At 59.2% G+C, this 20,881-nt stretch carries 23 protein-coding genes; 11 read left to right on the top strand and 12 right to left on the bottom strand.

Features of this window, described 5'->3' with window-relative positions; genetic code table 11:
* The first annotated feature begins 6 nt into the window (after nucleotides 1-6).
* Complete coding sequence (locus tag IOD40_RS16075; protein WP_198477711.1) at nucleotides 7-429, top strand: metallopeptidase family protein; 423 nt, start codon at nucleotides 7-9, stop codon at nucleotides 427-429.
* 69 nt (nucleotides 430-498) lie between these two features.
* On the opposite strand, the gene IOD40_RS16070 is transcribed toward IOD40_RS16075, so the two are convergent.
* Both IOD40_RS16070 and IOD40_RS16065 read right to left on the bottom strand, forming a co-directional pair.
* Complete coding sequence (locus IOD40_RS16070) at nucleotides 499-705, bottom strand: DUF1737 domain-containing protein (protein ID WP_198477710.1); 207 nt, start codon at nucleotides 703-705, stop codon at nucleotides 499-501.
* Nucleotides 702-1,589, bottom strand: a complete 888-nt coding sequence (locus tag IOD40_RS16065; RefSeq protein WP_198477709.1) for an HpcH/HpaI aldolase/citrate lyase family protein — start codon at nucleotides 1,587-1,589, stop codon at nucleotides 702-704. Before IOD40_RS16065 ends, IOD40_RS16070 begins: the two co-directional genes overlap by 4 nt.
* Nucleotides 1,590-1,709: 120 nt before the next feature.
* Here IOD40_RS16065 and IOD40_RS16060 point away from each other — a divergent pair, with 120 nt between their 5' ends.
* Entirely contained in the window at nucleotides 1,710-2,879 is a 1,170-nt protein-coding gene (locus tag IOD40_RS16060) for an NAD(P)/FAD-dependent oxidoreductase (protein WP_198477726.1), read from the top strand.
* Nucleotides 2,880-2,882: 3 nt separating this feature from the next.
* On the opposite strand, the gene IOD40_RS16055 is transcribed toward IOD40_RS16060, so the two are convergent.
* The 3 genes from IOD40_RS16055 to IOD40_RS16045 are packed head-to-tail and all read right to left on the bottom strand — an operon-like array spanning nucleotide 2,883 to nucleotide 5,810.
* A complete protein-coding gene (locus tag IOD40_RS16055; RefSeq protein ID WP_198477708.1) occupies nucleotides 2,883-3,314 on the bottom strand; it encodes an HPr kinase/phosphorylase in 432 nt (143 codons plus the stop codon).
* Nucleotides 3,314-5,092: a sensor histidine kinase gene (locus tag IOD40_RS16050; protein WP_198477707.1), complete on the bottom strand. Its 1,779-nt coding sequence runs from the start codon at nucleotides 5,090-5,092 to the stop codon at nucleotides 3,314-3,316. The genes IOD40_RS16055 and IOD40_RS16050 overlap by 1 nt, the downstream gene beginning before the upstream one ends.
* Nucleotides 5,093-5,108: 16 nt before the next feature.
* A complete protein-coding gene (locus tag IOD40_RS16045; protein WP_198477706.1) occupies nucleotides 5,109-5,810 on the bottom strand; it encodes a response regulator transcription factor in 702 nt (233 codons plus the stop codon).
* A 356-nt stretch (nucleotides 5,811-6,166) separates the two neighbouring features.
* Between IOD40_RS16045 and IOD40_RS16040 the strand changes: the two genes are divergently transcribed.
* The 5 genes from IOD40_RS16040 (at nucleotide 6,167) to IOD40_RS16020 (ending at nucleotide 12,032) form a co-directional block, all read left to right on the top strand.
* A complete protein-coding gene (locus tag IOD40_RS16040; protein WP_198477705.1) occupies nucleotides 6,167-7,777 on the top strand; it encodes a phosphoenolpyruvate carboxykinase in 1,611 nt (536 codons plus the stop codon).
* A gap of 261 nt (nucleotides 7,778-8,038) precedes the next feature.
* Nucleotides 8,039-10,282 (top strand): methyl-accepting chemotaxis protein, encoded by a 2,244-nt coding sequence (locus IOD40_RS16035; RefSeq protein WP_233714022.1) that lies wholly within the window; start codon nucleotides 8,039-8,041, stop codon nucleotides 10,280-10,282.
* Between the two features lie 94 nt (nucleotides 10,283-10,376).
* The gene (arfB, locus tag IOD40_RS16030) at nucleotides 10,377-10,808 is read left to right on the top strand and encodes an alternative ribosome rescue aminoacyl-tRNA hydrolase ArfB (RefSeq protein WP_198477704.1); all 432 of its coding nucleotides are present in this window, start codon (nucleotides 10,377-10,379) and stop codon (nucleotides 10,806-10,808) included.
* A gap of 83 nt (nucleotides 10,809-10,891) precedes the next feature.
* Nucleotides 10,892-11,350: a peptidoglycan-binding protein LysM gene (gene lysM, locus IOD40_RS16025; protein ID WP_198477703.1), complete on the top strand. Its 459-nt coding sequence runs from the start codon at nucleotides 10,892-10,894 to the stop codon at nucleotides 11,348-11,350.
* Between the two features lie 61 nt (nucleotides 11,351-11,411).
* Complete coding sequence (locus IOD40_RS16020) at nucleotides 11,412-12,032, top strand: alpha-ketoglutarate-dependent dioxygenase AlkB (protein WP_198477724.1); 621 nt, start codon at nucleotides 11,412-11,414, stop codon at nucleotides 12,030-12,032.
* Between the two features lie 8 nt (nucleotides 12,033-12,040).
* Here IOD40_RS16020 and coaA read toward each other — a convergent pair whose 3' ends face one another.
* The 7 genes from coaA to hisB are packed head-to-tail and all read right to left on the bottom strand — an operon-like array spanning nucleotide 12,041 to nucleotide 16,608.
* Nucleotides 12,041-13,012, bottom strand: a complete 972-nt coding sequence (coaA, locus tag IOD40_RS16015) for a type I pantothenate kinase (RefSeq protein WP_198477702.1) — start codon at nucleotides 13,010-13,012, stop codon at nucleotides 12,041-12,043.
* Nucleotides 13,013-13,024: 12 nt separating this feature from the next.
* Entirely contained in the window at nucleotides 13,025-13,348 is a 324-nt protein-coding gene (locus tag IOD40_RS16010) for a phosphoribosyl-ATP diphosphatase (RefSeq protein WP_198477701.1), read from the bottom strand.
* A gap of 9 nt (nucleotides 13,349-13,357) precedes the next feature.
* Entirely contained in the window at nucleotides 13,358-14,143 is a 786-nt protein-coding gene (hisF, locus tag IOD40_RS16005; protein WP_198477700.1) for an imidazole glycerol phosphate synthase subunit HisF, read from the bottom strand.
* A complete protein-coding gene (hisA, locus tag IOD40_RS16000; RefSeq protein WP_198477699.1) occupies nucleotides 14,140-14,877 on the bottom strand; it encodes a 1-(5-phosphoribosyl)-5-[(5-phosphoribosylamino)methylideneamino]imidazole-4-carboxamide isomerase in 738 nt (245 codons plus the stop codon). The genes hisF and hisA overlap by 4 nt, the downstream gene beginning before the upstream one ends.
* Nucleotides 14,874-15,524, bottom strand: coding sequence for an imidazole glycerol phosphate synthase subunit HisH (gene hisH / locus IOD40_RS15995; RefSeq protein WP_198477698.1), 651 nt, complete (start codon nucleotides 15,522-15,524; stop codon nucleotides 14,874-14,876). The genes hisA and hisH overlap by 4 nt, the downstream gene beginning before the upstream one ends.
* Before the next feature lie 2 nt (nucleotides 15,525-15,526).
* Entirely contained in the window at nucleotides 15,527-16,000 is a 474-nt protein-coding gene (locus tag IOD40_RS15990) for a DUF2628 domain-containing protein (protein ID WP_198477697.1), read from the bottom strand.
* Nucleotides 16,001-16,008: 8 nt separating this feature from the next.
* The gene (hisB, locus tag IOD40_RS15985; protein WP_198477696.1) at nucleotides 16,009-16,608 is read right to left on the bottom strand and encodes an imidazoleglycerol-phosphate dehydratase HisB; all 600 of its coding nucleotides are present in this window, start codon (nucleotides 16,606-16,608) and stop codon (nucleotides 16,009-16,011) included.
* Between the two features lie 150 nt (nucleotides 16,609-16,758).
* On the opposite strand from hisB, the gene hslV reads away from it, so the two are divergent.
* The 4 genes from hslV to IOD40_RS15965 all read left to right on the top strand — a co-directional run bounded on the left by hslV (nucleotide 16,759) and on the right by IOD40_RS15965 (nucleotide 20,875).
* On the top strand, nucleotides 16,759-17,307 hold the full coding sequence (gene hslV, locus IOD40_RS15980) for an ATP-dependent protease subunit HslV (RefSeq protein WP_198477695.1): 549 nt from the start codon (nucleotides 16,759-16,761) through the stop codon (nucleotides 17,305-17,307).
* A 532-nt stretch (nucleotides 17,308-17,839) separates the two neighbouring features.
* Nucleotides 17,840-18,430, top strand: coding sequence for a DUF2585 domain-containing protein (locus IOD40_RS15975; RefSeq protein WP_198477694.1), 591 nt, complete (start codon nucleotides 17,840-17,842; stop codon nucleotides 18,428-18,430).
* Nucleotides 18,431-18,432: 2 nt separating this feature from the next.
* Nucleotides 18,433-19,743 carry an ATP-dependent protease ATPase subunit HslU gene (gene hslU, locus IOD40_RS15970; RefSeq protein WP_198477693.1) on the top strand — a complete coding sequence of 437 codons (1,311 nt, stop codon included), beginning with the start codon at nucleotides 18,433-18,435 and terminating at the stop codon, nucleotides 19,741-19,743.
* A 172-nt stretch (nucleotides 19,744-19,915) separates the two neighbouring features.
* Nucleotides 19,916-20,875: a DUF1402 family protein gene (locus IOD40_RS15965; RefSeq protein WP_198477692.1), complete on the top strand. Its 960-nt coding sequence runs from the start codon at nucleotides 19,916-19,918 to the stop codon at nucleotides 20,873-20,875.
* Nucleotides 20,876-20,881 lie beyond the last annotated feature (6 nt).

Below are 20,881 nucleotides of genomic sequence, written 5' to 3'. Positions count from 1 at the left end.
ACAATTATGGCCCGCATTTTCAAGACCCGAGACTGGAGCGACCAGCTCTCCCCTTCGCTGGGAGAGTTCGAGCTTCTCGCCCTCGACATCTACGCCCATCTGCCGGAAGAGTTTCGCAAACTCACCGGCGAGATCGTCATTCAGGTGGCGGAATTTCCCACCGAAGAAATCATGGACGACCTAGCGCTGGAGACACCGTTTGATCTGCTGGGTCTGTTTGAAGGCCGTGGCGTTGCGGAACGATGGAACCCGTCCACGGGTGAAGGCCCCAACCGCATCACGCTCTATCGCCGCGCGATCCTCGACTATTGGTCCGAGAACGAAGAGACCCTGGGCGACATTGTCACCCATGTCCTGATCCACGAGATCGGCCACCATTTCGGTCTGTCCGACGACGATATGGCCCGGATCGAAGATACCCGCACCTGAAGCCTGTCGCAGCTAAACGAAGCCATACGCCAGGCTTGAGGTGCTTTTTTACGCATATCTTCTCGGCGCTTACTGCTCGCCGAGCTTCATTTCCGGATCATACTCCTTGCCGTGCACCTCTTTGACGACGGCCTGACCGCAACGCATCGTCTTGCTTTCAGCATCGAAGGCATAGGTGGGCGAGCCGTGAAGGTGCCACCCCTTGCTGAGCGCCAGCGAGACCTTGTGGCAGAAGCTGGAATCATCGGGCCCGGTGAGGAAACGGTAGAGCTTCATGTTGCTTTCCTTTGAAGTCCTGCTTTTGCCAATAGCCGCTCTGCCTGCTGCAAATGAAGGCGCTCGACCATCCGGCCATCGATGGTGATGACGTTGGTTTCTGCGTTTTCCGGCTGATCGAATGCGGCCCTGATCGCCAACGCTTCGGCGATCTCTGACTCATCCGGTGAAAAAGCGAGATTGGCCGCAGCAATCTGTGCCGGATGGATCAGCGTCTTGCCATCAAAGCCCATGTCGCGCCCCTGCGCGCATTCAGCGGCAAACGCTTCGAGATCCGTAAAATCGTTGCTGACACCGTCGAGAATATCGACACCGCCCGCGCGGGCTGCAAGCACCATTTGCATCAGCCATGGAAGCAGCCATTTGCGATCAGCCGTCGCCCGCACGCCGGTGTCCTTCACGAGGTCGTTGGTCCCGGCGATCAGGCAATCAAGGCGTGATCCGGGCTCACGGCCCAAGGAAGCGATCGATCCAACTTCGAGAAGACCGCGCGGGGTCTCGATCATGCTCCAGATGGCCAATTTTCCGCTTGGGTCGCCATCATCCAGGAGCCGACTGGCGGCGAGCACATCCGAAGCGGCCTCAACCTTTGGAAGCAAAATTGCGTCCGGCCTGGTGCTCAAAGCGAGCGCAATGTCATCGCGGCCCCACGGGGTAGAAAGCCCATTCACGCGAATTGCGATCTCCTTGCCGTCATCTTCCCGCGTGGACAAAAACGTGGAGAGAACGTTGCGTGCCTCATCCTTCCGCGAGGGCGCGACCGCATCTTCCAGATCGATGATCACCGCATCGCAGGACAGATGTGCCAGCTTGGCAAGTGCGCGTTCATTAAGAGCCGGCACGTAAAGGACGGAGCGACGGGGACGGAAGGGCTTCTGTGTCATGGACCCTTTCTGGCGCAATGGATTTTCCGGCGCAAGATGGGCAATGAGGCGCAAGGCCCTTGCGGCTGCCCGATGAAGCTGTTTCCCTCGACCTCGACGAAGCAGACGAAAGGGGACGACATGGCGAGCTACGATATCGTCATCATCGGAGGCGCGATCATGGGCGCCTCAGCGGCCTACTTCCTGCGCGAAGAAGGTTTTGCAGGATCGATCGCTGTTGTTGAGCGCGATCCGCAATTTGCCAATTCGGCCACCACCCTTTCAGCTGCTTCCATCCGTCAGCAATTTTCGATCCCTGAGAACATTCGCCTGTCACGCTTCACGCTCGACCTGTTCCGCGATCTGAAGCAGCGCTTTGGCCCGGAAGCAGACATCGGCTTTCGCGAAAACGGATATCTGATCCTCGCCGGTCAGGAAGGGCTGCCGATCCTGGAGGCCAATTATGCCGTCCAGATCGATGAAGGCGCGGACGTGGTTCTGGAGCGCCCCGAAGCGCTGCAACAACGCTTTCCCTGGCTTTCCTGCGAAGGTTTGAGCGCCGGGACCTATGGACGCTCCGGAGAAGGCTGGTTTGATGCCCATGCGCTGCTCGGGCTCTTTCGCAAGGCGCTGCGGCAGATGAATGTCGAGCTTATCAAGGATGAGGTCGTCAGCCTTGAGCATAGGGACAGCAAGATCACATCTGTCACACTGGCGCAGGGCGGGCAGGTCGAGACGGGCATGGTGATCAACGCCGCCGGCCCCAACGCCGGGTGCGTGGCTGCGCTTGCTGATCTTCCTCTGCCTGTAGAACCGCGCAAACGCTCGGTGTTCGTCTTCGAAGCGCAGGATCGCTTTGAGGACATGCCCCTGATGGTCGACCCTTCAGGCGTCTGGGTCAGACCCGAGGGCGCTGTTTACATCACGGGGGGCGCTGAACATGAACATGACGAGCTTGCCGCCGATCCTCAGGACTTCGATCCGGACTGGAACCTGTTCGAAGAAATCATATGGCCCTCGCTGGCGGCGAGGGTCCCGGCTTTTGAGGCAATCCGGCCGGGGCGAGCTTGGGCGGGGCACTACGATTTCAACACGCTGGACCAGAATGCGGTGATCGGGCCCCATCCGGAGGTTACGAACTTTCTGTTTGCGAACGGCTTTTCCGGCCATGGCTTGCAGCAGGCACCAGCTGTCGGAAAGGCATTGGCGGAGCTGATCGTCCATGGCGACTATCGAACGATCGACTGCAGCCCGTTCAGTTATCAGCGGATCATCGAGGAGCGACCGTTCAGGGAGTTGAACGTCATCTGACGCTCACCCCTCGCCCACCAACGCCAAAACCACGCGCGTCGCCTGGGCAATGTCGGCAGACGATACGTCGAACCGACGAAGGGATACGCCGGCGATCATCTCTTCGCTTGCTTCCTGATAGCGTTCTGGTTGGGCGACGAGATCGACGATGAGATCAATGACGGCCGCTGGCTCATGCTCGATCTTGACGGGCCCGAGACCGCGGACCTCGATGAGACCCGCAATAGGGTCTGGCGCGCGGGCGACGAGCCGCCCGGAATGTTCGCTGAGCCAGACCTGATCGTCGCTGACGAGGATAGCAAAGCAACCCATGTCCTTTGCCTGCGCAAGAACGGACAGCGCCAGCGCGGATTTTCCGGCACCCGATGGCCCGCGAATGAGGACCCCGACCGCTCCGACCACCACCGCCGTCGCGTGATAATTCTCGCTAATCATCACAACTCGGCCGGCAGCGTTACGACAAAGCGGGCACCCTTGAGATCGCCCGGTTTGGAGCCGGGAATATTTTCTGCGGTGAGCCGGCCGCCATGCGCCTCGATGATCTGGCGGCTGATCGACAGGCCAAGTCCGGAATTCTGGCCGAACGCTTCGGTCGAAGGACGGTCGGTGTAAAAGCGCTCGAAAATCCGTTCGATCTTCTCGGCGCGGATGCCCGGCCCGTTATCCTCGACCGTGACAACGACCTGGCGACCAGTGCGCGCAAACGTAACGACAATGCGTCCCTCGCCCTCCGGCACGAAAGAACGAGCGTTTTCGATGAGGTTGGTAAAGACCTGTCCGAGGCGCAGATCATGCCCGAGAACATAAAAGTCGCGCGGGTTCTGGGTCTTCTTCTGCGTCTTTACCTGAATATCGACCGCCTTGCGATTGCGTCCTGCTTCCCGCGAGGCAGCAGCGATGTCGGTGATGAGCTTGTGCAGATCGACGCGCGTTGCGTCATCACGCGCGAGCTCGGCATCGAGGCGCGATGCGTCCGAAATATCAGTGATGAGCCGGTCGAGACGGCGCACATCATGTTGAATCACTTCCATCAGGCGCGCCCGCGAATTTTCGTTCTTTGCCAGAGGCAGCGTCTCGACGGCGCTGCGCAATGAGGTCAGCGGATTCTTCAATTCGTGCGACACATCTGCGGCAAAGCTCTCGATGGCCTCAATCCGGGCATAGAGCGCGTTGGTCATGTCGCGCAGTGCAACGGACAGATTGCCGATCTCGTCCTGTCGGTCCGAGAAGTCCGGGATCTCCTCGCGGTTCTTCACACCACGACGGACACGGACCGCAGCCGCTGCCAGCCGGCGCAGCGGATTGGCGATGGTCGAAGCGAGCAGCATCGACAAGATGGTGACAACAAGCGCCGCAACGCCGAATACGCGCAAAATGGCGCTGCGCTCGGCTGCGACGATCTTGTCGATGTCGCCCCCCTGCGTCGAGAGCATTAGAACACCAAGCACAGCGCGGAATCGCTGCACAGGCACTGCAACCGAGACGATCTGCTCGCCCTGCTCGCTGACGCGAACCATCGTCGCCGGACTGCCCTGCAGCGCGCTCATCACCTCGGGATAGGCAGTGCCACTGCCACCGGGCTGCTCGTGATAGACCGGCAAATTCGAGCGCTGGAACAAGCCAATGATGAACTTTTCAATGCGCTTGAGGACGCCGACCTCCTCGTCCGTCACGGATGGGAGGCTGTAGCGCAGGATCTGGCCGCGCGAATACAAATGGCGGGAATCCAGCAACAGGGATGCGTCCCGGTCGAAGATGCGTGCGCGCGTCAGGGTCGGTGAGATGAGCCGCCGAAGAACCGGCGCAACCCGCTCCGGATTGATCGGAAAGTGCAGATCCAGCGCGCCCGTTCCCGGCGGCAGGCTTTCGCCTGCCTGAAGCTCAAGCAGTTTTTCCGGATCGATGGTGATGGCATCGGTCTCGACCGTCGCCGACGCTGCAATCGCCCCGGCAATGATCTCGCCTTGGGTCATGAGGCTGTCGATACGCGCCTGCACGAGCCCATCGCGGAACTGGTTGATGTAGAGAATACCCACAACCATCACGCACAGCGCCGCGAGGTTGAGGAACAGGATGCGGCGCGTGAGGCTGGAGAAGACGTAGTGCCCGAGGACACGGCGGAACGGCAGCAGGAGGCGGCCCCAGCTAAAGGAACCGCCCGTGGTTGCGGCGCGACGAGCGGCCGGCTCTTGCTTGTCGGTTTCCGACGTCATGCTTTCCTTCAGGCCCTTACGCCTCGCGGAAGCGGTATCCTACACCGTACAGCGTCTCGATCATGTCGAAGCTGTCGTCAACCGCCTTGAACTTCTTGCGAAGGCGCTTGATGTGACTGTCGATGGTCCGGTCGTCAACATAGACCTGCTCGTCATAGGCCGAATCCATCAGAGCATCGCGGCTCTTCACCACGCCGGGACGCTGTGCAAGGGCATGAAGAATAAGGAACTCCGTGACCGTCAGCGTGACGGGCTCGCCTTTCCAGGTGCAGGTGTGACGCTCCTGATCCATGACCAGCTGGCCGCGCTCCAGAGAACGGCTCGGCTGTCCCGGCGCCTTGGTGCTGGCATCACGGGCGCTCGCCCGGCGCAGGACTGCACGGACGCGTTCAACCAGTAGGCGCTGTGAAAATGGCTTACGAATGAAATCATCCGCGCCCATCTTCAGGCCGAACAATTCGTCGATCTCATCGTCCTTCGAGGTCAGGAAGATGACAGGGATATCGCTCTTCTGTCGCAAGCGCCGCAACAGTTCCATCCCGTCCATGCGAGGCATCTTGATGTCGAAGATAGCCAAGTTGGGTGGGCGGGCCGTAAGACCTTCAAGTGCCGATGCCCCGTCGGTGTAGGTTTCGACCCGATAGCCTTCAGACTCAAGCGCAATGGAGACTGAAGTCAGGATGTTCCGGTCGTCATCAACGAGTGCGATCGTTGCCATATCAAGTGGCTCCCTCATATGCGGGTGTCCTTCCTTGCTGCTGCAAGTGGCAGCTATAGGCGGACAAATTAGGTACAAAATGTGGCATGAACACCCCGGCGCGTCCAGCAAGATGCGAGCCCAGGAAAAAGCGCAGCATCGGCAATGTACGGCGCGGTTGAACATCGCTTTTCCACACGTGCCTGGTGCGGCCTGAACCATACAACCGATTTAAAAATCTTTTGAAATTTTTTAAATCGATTAATGATTTGATATCACTTATTTTTTCTGTTTCTGAACGATCAGGGCTTCTGGTCGGGGACGTTTAGTCATCACCAGGCGTCGCTTTTTTGTTGCTCCGTTCTTTGGTGGTGAGAATGACGGAAATTGGCCTACGCAATCCCGGAAACGGGATTGAAACCTGCGGTCTGAAAACTTCGGGTAAAGTTCATTACAATCTTGGCCCTGCAGAGTTGGTGGAGCACGCACTGCGTCGCAACGAAGCCAAGCTGACGGCTCACGGCGCGCTTGTCGCTTATACCGGCCAGCACACCGGCCGCTCGCCGAAGGACAAGTTTGTTGTTCGCGACCCTTCCACCGAGGCGCAGGTCTGGTGGGACAACAACAAGCCGATGAGCCCGGAGCACTTCCAGGCGCTCTACGAGGACTTTATCGCCCACGCGCGGGGTCTGGACCTTTACGTTCAGGATCTGGTTGGCGGTGCAGACGAGGCTAACAGCCTGCCTACCCGGGTGGTCACCGAATATGCGTGGCACTCGATGTTCATTCGCAATCTTCTGATCCGTCCGGCGCGCGAAGAGCTGGCGTCGTTCCAACAGAAGATGACGATCATTGATCTTCCCTCGTTCAAGGCAGATCCGGCCCGCCACGGCTGCCGCACCGAGACCGTCATTGCCATCGACTTCTCGCGCATGCTCGTCCTCATCGGCGGCACTTCCTATGCCGGCGAAATGAAGAAGTCAGTCTTCACCGCACTCAACTACCTGCTGCCGGCAAAGGGCGTCATGCCGATGCATTGCTCGGCAAATGTCGGCCCGGACGGCGATGCCGCCGTGTTCTTCGGTCTTTCGGGCACCGGCAAGACCACCTTGTCCGCGGATCCAAAGCGGACGCTGATCGGCGACGATGAGCACGGCTGGGGCGAAGACGGCATCTTCAACTTTGAAGGCGGCTGCTACGCAAAGACTATCAAGCTGTCGGCAGAAGCCGAGCCAGAGATCTTCGCGACCACACGCCGCTTCGGCACCGTTCTTGAGAACGTCGTGCTGGATGAGGGCCGCGTTCCGGACTTCGACGATGGCTCGCTGACGGAAAACACGCGCTGCGCCTATCCGCTGGATTTCATCCCGAACGCCAGCGAGACCGGCCAGGCAGGTCACCCGAAGAACATCATCATGCTCACCGCTGATGCCTTTGGCGTGATGCCTCCCATTGCCCGCCTGACCCCGGCGCAGGCAATGTACCATTTCCTTTCGGGCTACACGGCGAAAGTCGCGGGGACCGAAAAGGGCGTCACCGAGCCGGAAGCAACCTTCTCGACCTGCTTCGGCGCTCCTTTCATGCCTCGTCACCCGTCCGAGTACGGCAATCTGCTGCGTGACCTGATCGCTCAGCATGGCGTGACCTGCTGGCTAGTCAACACCGGCTGGACCGGCGGTGCCTATGGCGTCGGACAGCGCATGCCGATCAAGGCGACGCGCGCGCTTCTGACTGCAGCTCTCGACGGCTCGCTGAACAATGCCGAGTTCCGCATTGACGAGAACTTCGGCTTCGAAGTGCCGGTTTCAGTGCCGGGCCTCGATGGCGCTATCCTGGATCCACGTTCGACCTGGGCTGACAAGCCGGCTTATGACAATCAGGCTCGTAAGCTCGTCGGCATGTTCATCGACAACTTCGCCAAGTACGAGGCTCATGTAGACGCCAACACACTTGAAGCAGCCCCGCGGATCATCGAGGCCGCTGAGTAAAGAATTTAGCTCATGCTAATCGATGAAGGCCCGGTATTTGCCGGGCCTTTATTTTTTCGGGGAACTTTGCTCTGAACTTACACCTGTGGCGAGCTGTTAAGTCTGTATTAAGACATATGGCTCACGTCTGACGTTGGGGGAATTGCTTCGGCGAGTGACATGATGTCGGTCCCTCAGCCAACGCGGCATTTCATGTTCAGCATTTCCAATGCGCGGCCGCCCCGACGAACGAGGCGGTGTGTGCGTCGTGAGTTTCCCTCAATGAAGCTGCCATCTCTTCGAATTTCCCATCGCATCGCTCTCATCGCGCTCGCCGGGGTCATCGGCATGCTCGCCGTGACAGGAATGTTCATTTATGAACGCTCCGTGCTCAGTGCACTCGAACAGACCGAGGCGGAGGCGCAGGAAACCGGCCGCTTGAGCGAAGAGCTTGAGAGGGATTTCGCTCAGCTTCAGATCCTGGAAAAGGATTTCTTCCTCAACAAACAGGAACTAGCGCTGACGGCCCACGCCAGAAAGATCGAAGAGCTCAACGGCAAGATCGAGCAGATCGAAGCGATCATTGAGAGCAATGCGCATCGCGACCTGCCGGAAGCCGGTCAGCTGACGGAGGTTTTCCGGGATTATGAATCTGCGTTTGCAATTGCCGCGTCAACCAGCCAGCGGCTTGGCCTCAACTCGGCGCTAGGATTGCAGCTTGCTCTGCGCACCGCAGGCGCGGCCCTGGCCGAGGATCTCGCAAGGGTCCCGCTGACGCAGCTACGGCTCGATGCCGCCCAGATTTTCCTTGCTGAGCGTAACTTCATTCTGACGCCCACCAAGGGCAATGAGGACGCGATCAAGGATGCAATTCAGGGTCTTCGCCAGCGTCCGCAAGGCGTGTTCGGTGGCGCGGAGCGCTATGAATCGACGATGCTGCTGCTGGACAAGTACGAGCTGACCTTCAGGCAGTTTGCCCGCGAGGCGACGCTGATCGTGCAGTACCAGAAGGATGTCGCGGACACGTACGCGAAACTGCAGCCGATCTTTACCAAGATCCACGGCGAGGTTGCGGCGATCCAGGAAGAGGTCGCGGCACAGAAATTGGAAATGTCGACGACGATCCAGCAGGTCGTGTTCGCGGTCATCGCTGGCCTTCTGGTGCTGATCGCGCTTGGCGGCCTGCTGGCATGGCGCTCGGTTGCGCGCCCCATCACGCAGACGGCACGATCGATGCGCGAGCTTGCCGACGGTGCTCTGGATATCCAGGTTCCGGGTCTCGGCCGTCGTGACGAGATTGGCGAGATCGCGACCGCCTTCGAACTCTTCCGCGAAAACACGGTCCGTCGGGTGCAGGAGGAGCGGCAAGCGGAAGAACAGCGTCAGCGCGCAGCAATGGAACGCGAAGCGCGCGAGAATGAGGAGAAGGCCGAGCAGGCGCGCCAGTTGCAGGAGGCGGTCGATCGTCTGGCCGATGGCCTTGCCAAGCTCGCGGAGGGAGACGTTGCACAGAGCATCGACGAACCGTTCACGGCCTCGCTGGAAAAGCTGCGCCACGACTTCAATAATTCAGTTGCACGGCTCAACGCGGCACTTGCCGAGGTGGGCATGAATGCAACAGCCATCCACGCCGGGTCAGATGAAATTCGCCAGGCAGCTGATGATCTTTCGACCCGCACCGAACAGCAGGCTGCATCTGTCGAGGAAACCGCTGCCGCGCTCGAACAGATGGTGGCAACGGTCCGTGACTCCAGCCGCCGGGCTGAAGAAGCCGGCATGCTGGTCAACCACACCCGCGAGGGCGCCGAGCGTTCGGGCGTCATCGTCCAGGATGCGATCATGGCGATGGACCGGATTGCAGAATCCTCTGATCAGATCGGCAACATTATCGGCGTAATCGATGAGATCGCCTTCCAGATCAGCCTGCTTGCTCTCAATGCGGGGATCGAGGCGGCGAGAGCAGGCGATGCAGGACGCGGCTTTGCCGTCGTCGCCCAGGAAGTTCGCGAACTTGCCCAGCGTTCGGCAAATGCCGCCAAGGAGATCAACACGCTCATCAGCGCTTCCGGCGTGCATGTACGCTCCGGTGTCTCTCTGGTCGGCGAAGCTGGCAAGGCGCTGGAAACCATCGTTTCGGAAGTTCAGGAGATCAGCATCAACGTTGCGGCAATCGTCGAGGCAGCACGTGAGCAGGCTACGGGCCTGACCGAAATCAACATCGCCGTAAACCGGATCGACCAAGGCACGCAGCAGAACGCGGCTATGGTTGAGGAAACCACGGCTGCCAGCCACAAGCTGGCAACCGAAGCGGCATCGCTGCAAAATCTACTCGAACAGTTCAAGCTGGAAGCCGATCGCACGCGGAACCGGTCAGCGGCTACGTTCGACAACGCGAAGCCGGCGAATGATGGTCGTTACGCAAGCGAAATGACGCTTGCTTCTTCAGCACCCCGTGCAGTCGTCAATGCCGGAACGAGCGCTGCAGCGCTGCTCGCCCCAGACCAGGAAGAATGGGAAGAGTTTTAGAAACTCTTCGCCCCTGGGCGTCCATGACGGGTTTCACCTTGCGCCGCACCGTCCTATGTAGGTCGGAAAAGGCGGCGCAAGGACCTTGTTCTTCATGGAGAAAATGATCAGGATCGGTCCCGGAGCTGTCATCGGCGAAGACGAGCTGATCGAGAATTTCATCCGCTCGTCCGGTCCCGGCGGTCAAAACGTCAACAAGGTTGCGACCGCTGTGCAGCTTCGCTTCGATGCTGCCTCCTCCCCCGGACTTTCTGAACGCGTGCGCGAGCGGGCGATCAAGTTCGCCGGATATCGCGCGACCAAGGAAGGCGTGATCGTGATCGAGGCCTCACGCTTCCGCACCCAGGAGCAGAACCGTTCCGATGCACGCGACAGGCTGCTCGAACTTCTTGCAAAGGCTGCCGAACCACCTCCCAAACCGCGCAAGAAAACCAAGCCGTCGAAAGGCGCAATTGAACGCCGCCTGAAAGAAAAGGCAGGTCGGGCCAACATCAAGAAGATGCGGGGCAAGGTTTCGCACGATTGATTGGCGCTTCCCATTTGCATCTTCCGGTGCAAGAAAGGTGATGGGGCGAACAGTTTTCAACGACCAACGCAAGGAGAGGCGGAATGGGTCTGTTTAGTTTCGCGAAATCAATCGGCAAAAAGCTCGGTTTCGGTGACGATGAGGAAGAGCCCAAGGTCGAAGCGATCGAGAAGGAACTTGCATCCCACAATCTCGGCACCGATGACGTCAAAGTCGAGATCGTCGGCAACAAGGCTGTGTTGAAGGGCAAGGTCGCAGATCAGGCGACGCTTGAAAAAGCCATCGTTGCTGTTGGCAACACGCTGGGCATCGCCGAGGTCGAGACTGCGGTCGAGGTAGACGATGCGCCGGACAAGGCCGAGAAGGAGCCTGTCTTCTACACGGTCAAGAAGGGCGACAATCTCTGGAAGATCGCCGAAGCTCACTATGGCAAGGGCAAGGGTGCCAAGCACGATGTGATCTTCGAGGCGAACAAGCCGATGCTGTCGCACCCGGACAAGATCTATCCCGGCCAGGTGCTGCGCATTCCGGCCCTCGACTAGATATCAAACTGCGCCCGCCTCACCTGTGTGACCGGGCGCATGATTTCGAGGCGCAATCATGGTGCAGGTTCTGCCACGCGGCGTGCGCCACATACCCGGCTATCTGGACCGGAAGGCCCAGGAGGCATTGCTGGAAGAGGTGCGTGCAGTCGTCAAAGCGGCGCCGCTTTACGTCCCCACCATGCCGCGCACCGGAAAACCGCTCAGCGTGCGCATGACCAATTGCGGAACGTTGGGCTGGGTGACCGACAAGATTGGCGGTTATCGCTATCAGCCTCACCATCCACTCACCGATCAGCCATGGCCAACGATCCCGCAGACCCCGCTGGATTTGTGGCAGGAAATCTCCCAGTACCCGCACGAACCCGAAGCGTGCCTCGTCAATTTTTATGAGGTGGGCGCGAAGATGGGCCTTCATCAGGATCGTGACGAAGAGGATCTGTCGGCACCGGTCGTCTCGATCTCGCTCGGAGATGATTGTCTGTTCCGGGTTGGCGAGAACACACGTTCCGGGCGCACCGTCTCCTTCCGTCTCCGGAGCGGCGACATTGTCGTCCTGGGCAATGAAGGCCGTCTGGCTTTCCACGGCGTCGACCGCATCTACCCGACGACATCAACGCTGCTCAAGAACGGCGGCAGGATCAATCTGACGCTGAGGCGAGTGACGCCACCCAAGGCGTAAGGCGCAAGCTAAAGCTTGCGCAGTGCCACTTCCTCGATCAGATGATCGGCGCCTTTTCGAAGCACCAGATCTGCACGTGGTCGCGTCGGGAGAATGTTCTCGCGCAGGTTCTTCAGATTGATGTTTGCCCAAAGGCTTTCGGCAATCGCCAGCGCCGCATCCTGCGACAGTTGCGAATAGCGATGGAAGAAGGATTCGGGGTTCTGGAACGCGGTTTCACGCAGGCGCATGAAACGGTCGATGTACCATTGATGGATGAGATCCTCGGGCGCATCGATATAGATCGAGAAATCGAAGAAATCCGAGATAAATGGAACGAACTTGCCGTCCTTGGGAAGTTCGCGTGTCTGAAGCACGTTAATGCCTTCGAACACGAGGATATCCGGGCGGTCGATGGTGACATATTCGCCTGGCAGAACGTCGTAGGTCAGGTGCGAGTAGATGGGTGCCTTCACATCCCGCTCACCTGACTTGATGGCGGACAGGAAACGCAAAAGCGCGCCGACATCGTAGCTTTCCGGAAAGCCCTTGCGCTCCATCAGGTTCTCGCGACGCAGCACATCGTTGGGCAAGAGGAAGCCGTCTGTCGTGACGAGATCCACCTTTGGGCTGGATGGCCAGCGCTGCAAAAGCTCCTTCAGAACACGGGCCGTTGTCGACTTGCCGACCGCGACCGATCCGGCGATGCCGATGATGAAGGGCGTCTTCACTGAGCCATTTGCACCGAAGAAGACCTGTCGCTGGCGGTAAAGCTGAAGCGTTGCCTCGACATGCGCGTAAAGCAGACGAGACACGGACAGGTAGATCCGCCGCACCTCGTCCAGATCGATCGGGTCGTTCAGCGAACGCAGCCGCCGGACTTCGTCTTCACTCAAAGTTAGCGGAGTGTCAGCGCGAAATTCCGCCCATCGCTCTGCCGTGAACAAGCGATAGGGTGAATATTTCTCGCTGGCGACGAGATGGTCCAGGGCGATCGACATGGGGCCTCTCGGCTAGTCAGCGCTACGTGCGGCTTTTTCAGCAATGCCGGACTGGCCAGTCCGCCTTTGCAACTCGCCCATCACCTCGTCCAGAGGGACATCGGCAAGAGCGAGCGTAACCATCAGATGATAAAGAAGATCGGCGGATTCACTGACGACACCAGCCCGATCGCCGCGCACCGCAGCGATGACTGTCTCCACCGCCTCTTCGCCGAGCTTCTGGGCTGCCTTGTCGACACCCTTGGCGAAAAGCTTGGCCGTCCATGAATTGGCATCACCCGAACGGCCGCGCTCAGCGACGATCCGTTCAAGCTCGGAGAGCGTAAACTCGGACATGGCTTCTCCTCAGGCCGTGGGGTCGAGCCGCATGGCAAGACCAGCTTTTGCCATGTGCTCCTTGGCCTGCGCAATGGTGTAGGTGCCAAAGTGGAAAATGGAAGCAGCCAGAACGGCGGCAGCATGACCGTCGCGGACGCCCTCGACGAGATGATCGAGATTTCCAACGCCACCTGAGGCAATGACAGGCACGGAGACAGCATCCGCGACCGCGCGCGTCAGCGGGATGTCGTAACCTGCCTTGGTGCCGTCACGGTCCATCGAGGTCAGCAAGATCTCGCCAGCGCCACGCTTAACCATGTCGACCGCAAATTCCACCGCATCGAGACCCGTCGCGTTGCGTCCGCCATGGGTGAAGATCTCCCAGCGATCCTGTTCGCCCTCACCCGAGACCTTCTTGGCGTCGATAGCAACGACGATGCACTGATTGCCGAACTTGTCGGCTGCTTCAGAAACGAAGTCGGGATTGTTGACAGCGGCGGTGTTGATCGAAACCTTGTCAGCCCCCGCAAGCAGAAGCTTGCGGATATCGGCGACCTGGCGAACGCCACCACCGACGGTCAGCGGCATGAAGCAATGCTCGGCCGTGCGGGCAACGATATCGACAATCGTCTCCCGATTATCGGACGACGCGGTGATGTCGAGGAAGCACAGTTCATCGGCCCCTGCTGCATCATAGGCGCGCGCGGCCTCGACCGGATCACCTGCATCAATCAGATCGACGAAGTTGACGCCCTTGACGACCCGGCCGTCCTTGACGTCCAGACAGGGGATGATGCGGGCCTTGAGGGTCATGCTTGTGCTCCCTTGCGCAGGACTGCGAGCGCTTCTGCCGGATCGATGCGGCCGTCATAAAGCGCTCGTCCGGAAATTGCACCCTCAAGAATGGCTGCGTCAGGCTTTATCATACGTTCAATGTCGGCCATGGAGGCAAGACCGCCTGATGCAATCACCGGGATGCTGACTGCACGGGCCATCTCGATGGTTGAATCCCAATTGATGCCGGCAAGGACGCCATCGCGGTCGATATCGGTGTAGATGATCGCTGCAACGCCAGCTCCTTCGAACTTTTTCGCAAGCTCGATCGCGCCAAGTTCGGATTCTTCCGCCCAGCCTTCAACCGCAACCTTGCCGCCGCGCGCATCGATGCCCACCGCGACCTTACCGGGAAATGCCTTGCAGGCCTCGATAACCAGCTGCGGATCGCGCACGGCAATGGTGCCGAGGATGACGCGGGCAAGCCCCTTGTCGAGCCAGGCCTCGATGTGCCCCATATTGCGGATGCCACCGCCCAGCTGCACCGGGTTTTTGGTGGACTTCAAAATGGCTTCCACGGCGTCGCCATTGCGGCTTTCACCGGCAAAAGCGCCGTCGAGATCAACAACATGCAGCCATTCGAAGCCCTGAGCTTCAAACGCTGCAGCCTGCGCGCCCGGGTCTTCGTTGTAGACAGTCGCACTCGACATCTCGCCGAGTTTCAGGCGTACGCAACGACCTTCCTTAAGATCAATGGCGGGGAAAAGGATCACGGCTTCCACCTCAGGAAATTGGCAATGAGAGCCAGGCCGAGTGCCTGACTTTTTTCTGGATGGAACTGCGTTCCAGCCATGTTCTCGCGAGCGACAGCAGCCGTGACCTGGCCACCGTAATTGGTGGTCGAAATCACGTCGTCCTGTCGCTTCGCATCTAGATGATAGGAATGGACGAAATAGGCGTGCAGGCCATCATCGCCGGTTCTTATTCCGGCAAAGAGAGGATGATCCTGTTTCACGTGAATCGTGTTCCAGCCGATCTGCGGGATCTTCAGCGATGGATCCGTGGGAACCATCGCCCTAACGTCCCCCTCAATCCAGCCAAGACCCTCGGTCACGGTCTTCTCAAGCCCGCGCGAGGACATCAACTGCATGCCGACGCAGATACCGAAGAAGGGTCGGGCCTTGATTTCGACCACTTCACGCAGCGCTTCAACCATGCCAGGCACAGCGTCGAGGCCTGCGCGGCAATCTGCATAGGCACCCACTCCGGGAAGCACGATCCGGTCCGCGCTGAGCACACGCTCGGCATGCCCGGTGAGTTCGATGTCGGCGGCGATGCCTGATTCACGTGAAGCACGCTGAAAGGCGTTGAGCGCGGAACGGAGGTTGCCCGATCCGTAATCTATAAGTGCAACGCGCATTATCAGCCTCTTCCGGGATAGCCCAGCATTCCAAGTGCCGGGACAGCACCCGCTGGAGACCCTCTTACGGGTTTGACCGCCGCCGATGCCAGAACCGGTTCGACCTGCGCCACAACTTCATTCGAGGCAAGATAGCGAATTTCGGCATCATCGCGCGTTTCTGCCTCGACGACGCCCCAATGACGCCAGCCACGGCGGGAAAGCGCATGCGTTTTCAACGCCGCCCCTTCAAGCCCGATGAAGATGCCCAATGCCAAAGAGGCAATGATCGCCAGCGGATCGTAGCCCAGATAGGAGCTGGCAGCGCCCAGTGCGAGGGCTGCTGCCAAAACACCCAGCGCCTCAAGCCACAGCCGGTGGAACAGCAGCCAGAAGACGGGGAAGACAAATGCCAGAAAGTGGAAGCCGTCCCGTATGAGGATGGCCTTCTCCGCGCCATCGCGCACTGGCGGTTCCATCACTACATAGCTGGCCATCGCGGCTCCTACCCGTTGAGCGTTCCCTTGGTCGAAGGGATCGCTCCTTCCTGACGCGGATCTGCTTCGATTGCTGCCCGCAATGCGCGGGCCACTGCCTTGAAGCAGGTCTCCGCAATGTGGTGGTTGTTCACGCCATACTGGTTGCGAACGTGCAGGGTGATACCCGCATTTTGCGCCAGCGCCTGGAAGAATTCACGCACCAGCTCGGTATCGAACGTGCCGATCTTGGGTGCGGAAAATTCCACATGCCAGACGAGGAAGGGCCGGCCCGAGACATCGATCGCCGCGCTGGTGAGCGTCTCGTCCATGGCAAGGTCAATCGAGGCATAGCGGCAGATGCCGCGGCGCTCGCCCAGCGCCTTGGAGATTGCCTGGCCGATGGCGATGCCGGTATCCTCGACCGTGTGGTGGTCGTCAATATGCAGATCGCCCTTGGTGTCGATCTTCATGTCGATCAGAGAATGACGCGACAGCTGATTCAGCATATGGTCGAAGAAGCCAACGCCCGTCGAGATCTCGTTAAGGCCCTTGCCGTCGAGATCCACCGACACGGAGATCTGGGTCTCCTTGGTGCTGCGGGAAACGCTTGCTGTGCGCCCAGACATATTTATCACCTACAAAACCGAAGAAAAGCGCCTGCGTCTTACCAGCATGGCCGGTTAATGGAAAGCGTGAGCTACACTTGCGCGTTTGCATTCACGCTTGAGGCGCATACATAAGCCTCGAGCGCTTCGGCGCACAGGATCGGAGCAGAGATGTCGAACGAACTGACAATGCACGCGACGACGATCGTGACCGTAAGAAAAGGTGACAAGGTCGTCATCGCCGGTGACGGTCAGGTCAGCCTTGGCCAGACCATCATGAAGGGCAATGCGCGCAAGGTGCGCCGCCTCGGCAAGGGCAATGTGATCGCCGGTTTTGCGGGCGCGACCGCCGATGCATTTACACTGCTGGAACGGCTTGAGGCAAAGCTGGAGCAATATCCCGACCAGCTTACCCGCGCCGCGGTGGAGCTTGCGAAGGATTGGCGCACGGACCGCTATCTGCGCCGCCTTGAGGCCATGATGCTGGTTGCCGACAAATCGGTGACGCTGGCGCTGACGGGTAATGGTGACGTCCTAGAGCCGGAGCACGGCGTGATGGCGATCGGATCGGGCGGAAATTACGCCCTGGCCGCCGCGCGAGCCCTGATGGACACAGACAAATCGGCTGAAGAAATTGCCCACAAGGCGATGGAGATCGCCGCAGAGATCTGCGTTTACACCAATGGCAGCTTCATTATCGAAACGCTGGATGCCGGATAGCGACCGCGCAGTCGATTAATTCCGTTTACGCCGGATTGCTCACTCCTGAACGAGCCTCATCTTCGGGAGTGGTCGGGCGCAGCCCCCTTCGTCGCTTCGCGACACTTCCCCCGCAAGCGGGGAAGATCCCGGAGAGGCGGTTTGCCATGATGCGCGGACGTCGCCGCTGATCCTCCCCCACGGGTGGGGGAGGTGGTCCAGAGGACCGGAGGGGGCTTGTGGAGGGAAATCGCTCAGAGATTATCGCAGCGCCGGAGTTGCGGCTGGTGTTCGTGGCGTGGTTCCTTGCCGCCCCCTTCGTCGCTTCGCGACACTTCCCCCGCAGGCGGGGGAAGATCCCGGAGGCGGTTTGCCAAGGGATCCAGGCAGAGTGTTTTCCCTAATGCGCGAAAGCTTCGACGCTGATCCTTGCCCACGTCCGATCACCTCGCTTGTGGGGAAAAGCGGTCCTGATGTACTGCTGATGCACAATGAGGCGGGGTTCACTGCAGGACTGATCCCGCTGACCATGAATCGGCAAAGAAGGGTCGCCATGACAGCGCACATTGAACGGTCCAGATCCGATAACTGGCAGAAATTGGGACTGGTGCTCGTTCTGGCCTTGATCGCCGCTCAGACAGTGACCCTTTACCTGATGGGGCGGGTTCCGATCTGTGAGTGTGGCTACGTCAAATTGTGGCATGGCGTGGTGGTGAGTTCGGAAAACTCCCAGCACCTTTCCGACTGGTACACGCCCTCGCATATCATCCACGGCTTTCTGTTCTACGCGCTCGCCTGGTTCCTGTTTCCGCGCGCTCCGATCCTGATGCGGCTTGCGTGCGCGGTTGGCATCGAGGTCGCGTGGGAGATCGTCGAGAACAGCGATTTCATCATCAACCGTTACCGGGAATCGACGATCTCGCTCGACTATTTCGGAGATTCCATCGTCAATTCCGTGGCAGACACGGTGGCGATGATGGTGGGGTTTGCGATGGCCTGGCGGCTACCTATATTCGTGATCGTGGCCATCGCGCTCCTCTTCGAGATCGGCACCGGCTACATCATCCGGGACAATCTGACACTCAACGTGATCATGCTGCTGCATCCGTTCGAGTTCATCAAGCAGTGGCAAAGTGGGTTATAGTGATGAGCAATTTTTCTCCTCGAGAGATCGTTTCCGAACTCGACCGCTACATTATCGGCCAGAAAGAGGCGAAGCGCGCGGTGGCAATCGCCCTGCGCAACCGCTGGCGCCGGCAGCAGCTCGATGGCCAGATGCGCGAAGAGGTGATGCCAAAGAATATTTTGATGATCGGGCCGACCGGCGTGGGCAAGACCGAGATTTCCCGCCGCCTTGCCAGGCTTGCAGGCGCGCCCTTCATCAAGGTTGAAGCCACCAAATTCACCGAGGTTGGCTATGTTGGCCGTGACGTCGAGCAGATCATTCGCGATCTCGTTGAAGCCGCGATCGGCCTGACGCGCGAGAAAATGCGCGAGGACGTCAAGGCGCGCGCCCATCTTGCAGCCGAGGAGCGGGTCCTTGAAGCTTTGGTTGGCAAGAATGCGAGCCCCGCAACGCGCGACTCTTTCCGCAAAAAGCTGCGAGAGAACGAGCTCGATGACAAGGAGATCGAGATCGAGGTGGCGGACACCGGCAATGGCGGTATGCCCAGTTTCGATATTCCCGGTATGCCCGGCGCCAATATCGGTGTCCTCAACATCAACGACATGATCCAGAAGGCGATGGGCGGCCAGCGCACCAAGATGCGCAAGACCACCGTCAAGGATTCCTACGCACTTCTCATCAATGACGAGTCCGACAAGTTGCTCGATCAGGAAGAGGTGGTGCGCCGCGCCATTTCCTCGACCGAAAACGATGGCATCGTCTTCCTGGACGAGATCGACAAAGTTGCAGTGCGCTCTGACATTTCCGGCGGCCCGTCCCGCGAAGGCGTCCAGCGTGACCTGCTGCCTCTCGTGGAAGGCACTACGGTTGCGACCAAATACGGGCCGGTGAAGACCGACCATATCCTGTTTATCGCCTCCGGCGCATTCCACGTGGCCAAGCCATCCGACCTTCTGCCCGAGTTGCAGGGCCGATTGCCGATCCGCGTCGAGCTGCGCGCACTGGAGAAGGACGACTTCCGTCGCATCCTCACCGAAACCGAGGCCAGCCTCATCAAGCAGTATATTGCGCTTCTCGGGACCGAAGGCGTGAAGCTGAGCTTCACCGATGACGCCATTGACCGGCTTGCCGCGATTGCGGTCGACCTTAACGCCAGTGTCGAGAACATTGGTGCACGTCGGCTGCAGACGGTGATGGAGCGGGTGCTGGATGAAATTTCCTTCACCGCGCCAGATCAGTCAGGCGCGGAGATCGTCATCGACGCGGCCTATGTCGACAAGTTCGTTGGAGATCTTGCCCGCAACACCGATCTTTCCAGATTTATCCTCTGATCCAGGATTGAAAGAGCAGCGCGCCGTGGGAAAAATGGCGCGCTGCCGACAAATGCGCCCAGTTTGCGCTGCCACGACTTGACGTATGATTGAACGTGGGGCACTCGAAATTCAGCCGGCCAGGCGATAGCTTGCCGCCAAAGTCGTCCCCTGACCCGGTTTTGGGCCTTTCATGAACTTTGCAATCCGGTCTTTCGCCTGTCTGTGCCTGTTCGTACTCCCGGCAATCGCCCATGCTGCGACCCTGGTGCCTCCTGGAAACCGGGTTGAGAAACAGCCGCCTGTTCCGAGCGCCTCCGCCAACCGCACCCGCGCATCTCATTCGACGTATGAAGCCAAGTACCGCAAAGTATATGCGCTGCTGCAAAATGATGCCGGGCTGCGGAACAAGATAAAGTCAGTCTCGGCGCAATATGGGATAGACCCGCTGCATATGGTTGGCGCCATTGTCGGAGAACACACGTACAACGTTGATGCCTACGACCGGCTGCAGACCTATTATGTGAAAGCGGTCTCTTATTTTCAGACGAGCTTCAAGTTCGCCTATAATGGTGAGTCTGTGTCAGACTTCATCAAGCGTCCGGAATTTGCTTCATGTGACGGCTTGAGCGGCAGCTATGAGCAGTGGACATGCCGCGAGACGGTTTGGGATCGCTCTTTCCGCGGCAAGAAGGTCGATGGAGAATCGTTTCCGAACGACCGTTTCAGCGCAGTGTTCTTTCAGCCCTTCTATGCAGGACAGACCTTCGGGATCGGCCAGCTCAATCCGCTGACTGCACTCCAGATGAGCGACCTCGTCACGAAGGTGTCAAAGCTGCCGAAGCTTGACCACAACAACGCGCAACAGGTTTACCGGACAATCATGGATCCGGACCTTACGCTCGCCTATGTTGGCGCGACCCTGAAAAAATCGATCGATGCGTATCGTGATATTGCCGGCTTCGACATTTCCAAGAACCCCGGCCTTACCGCAACGCTATACAATCTCGGCAAACCGGAACAGCGCGCGCGCGCGCTGAAAGCCGAGAACCAGAAGCGTCGGGCGGATGGCCGTTCACCACGCTTTCCTCAGGAAAACTACTATGGCTGGCTGGTCAATGACCGTCTTGATGAGTTGAAAAAGCTCTTTTGAGCCCAG

The sequence above is a fragment of the Aquamicrobium zhengzhouense genome (assembly GCF_016124105.1).
Classification (GTDB): Bacteria; Pseudomonadota; Alphaproteobacteria; order Rhizobiales; family Rhizobiaceae; genus Aerobium; species Aerobium zhengzhouense.
This window is presented reverse-complemented; position numbering and strand designations above follow the sequence as displayed.

Bases quoted from the DNA above. Each gene is read 5' to 3' on its own strand.
- IOD40_RS16075 (WP_198477711.1), top strand. From the start codon at position 7: ATGGCCCGCATTTTCAAGACCCGAGACTGGAGCGACCAGCTCTCCCCT.
- IOD40_RS16070 (WP_198477710.1), bottom strand. From the start codon at position 705: ATGAAGCTCTACCGTTTCCTCACCGGGCCCGATGATTCCAGCTTCTGC.
- IOD40_RS16065 (WP_198477709.1), bottom strand. From the start codon at position 1,589: ATGACACAGAAGCCCTTCCGTCCCCGTCGCTCCGTCCTTTACGTGCCG.
- IOD40_RS16060 (WP_198477726.1), top strand. From the start codon at position 1,710: ATGGCGAGCTACGATATCGTCATCATCGGAGGCGCGATCATGGGCGCC.
- IOD40_RS16055 (WP_198477708.1), bottom strand. From the start codon at position 3,314: ATGATTAGCGAGAATTATCACGCGACGGCGGTGGTGGTCGGAGCGGTC.
- IOD40_RS16050 (WP_198477707.1), bottom strand. From the start codon at position 5,092: ATGACGTCGGAAACCGACAAGCAAGAGCCGGCCGCTCGTCGCGCCGCA.
- IOD40_RS16045 (WP_198477706.1), bottom strand. From the start codon at position 5,810: ATGGCAACGATCGCACTCGTTGATGACGACCGGAACATCCTGACTTCA.
- IOD40_RS16040 (WP_198477705.1), top strand. From the start codon at position 6,167: ATGACGGAAATTGGCCTACGCAATCCCGGAAACGGGATTGAAACCTGC.
- IOD40_RS16035 (WP_233714022.1), top strand. From the start codon at position 8,039: ATGAAGCTGCCATCTCTTCGAATTTCCCATCGCATCGCTCTCATCGCG.
- arfB (WP_198477704.1), top strand. From the start codon at position 10,377: ATGGAGAAAATGATCAGGATCGGTCCCGGAGCTGTCATCGGCGAAGAC.
- lysM (WP_198477703.1), top strand. From the start codon at position 10,892: ATGGGTCTGTTTAGTTTCGCGAAATCAATCGGCAAAAAGCTCGGTTTC.
- coaA (WP_198477702.1), bottom strand. From the start codon at position 13,012: ATGTCGATCGCCCTGGACCATCTCGTCGCCAGCGAGAAATATTCACCC.
- IOD40_RS16010 (WP_198477701.1), bottom strand. From the start codon at position 13,348: ATGTCCGAGTTTACGCTCTCCGAGCTTGAACGGATCGTCGCTGAGCGC.
- hisF (WP_198477700.1), bottom strand. From the start codon at position 14,143: ATGACCCTCAAGGCCCGCATCATCCCCTGTCTGGACGTCAAGGACGGC.
- hisH (WP_198477698.1), bottom strand. From the start codon at position 15,524: ATGCGCGTTGCACTTATAGATTACGGATCGGGCAACCTCCGTTCCGCG.
- IOD40_RS15990 (WP_198477697.1), bottom strand. From the start codon at position 16,000: ATGGCCAGCTATGTAGTGATGGAACCGCCAGTGCGCGATGGCGCGGAG.
- hisB (WP_198477696.1), bottom strand. From the start codon at position 16,608: ATGTCTGGGCGCACAGCAAGCGTTTCCCGCAGCACCAAGGAGACCCAG.
- hslV (WP_198477695.1), top strand. From the start codon at position 16,759: ATGTCGAACGAACTGACAATGCACGCGACGACGATCGTGACCGTAAGA.
- IOD40_RS15975 (WP_198477694.1), top strand. From the start codon at position 17,840: ATGACAGCGCACATTGAACGGTCCAGATCCGATAACTGGCAGAAATTG.
- hslU (WP_198477693.1), top strand. From the start codon at position 18,433: ATGAGCAATTTTTCTCCTCGAGAGATCGTTTCCGAACTCGACCGCTAC.
- IOD40_RS15965 (WP_198477692.1), top strand. From the start codon at position 19,916: ATGAACTTTGCAATCCGGTCTTTCGCCTGTCTGTGCCTGTTCGTACTC.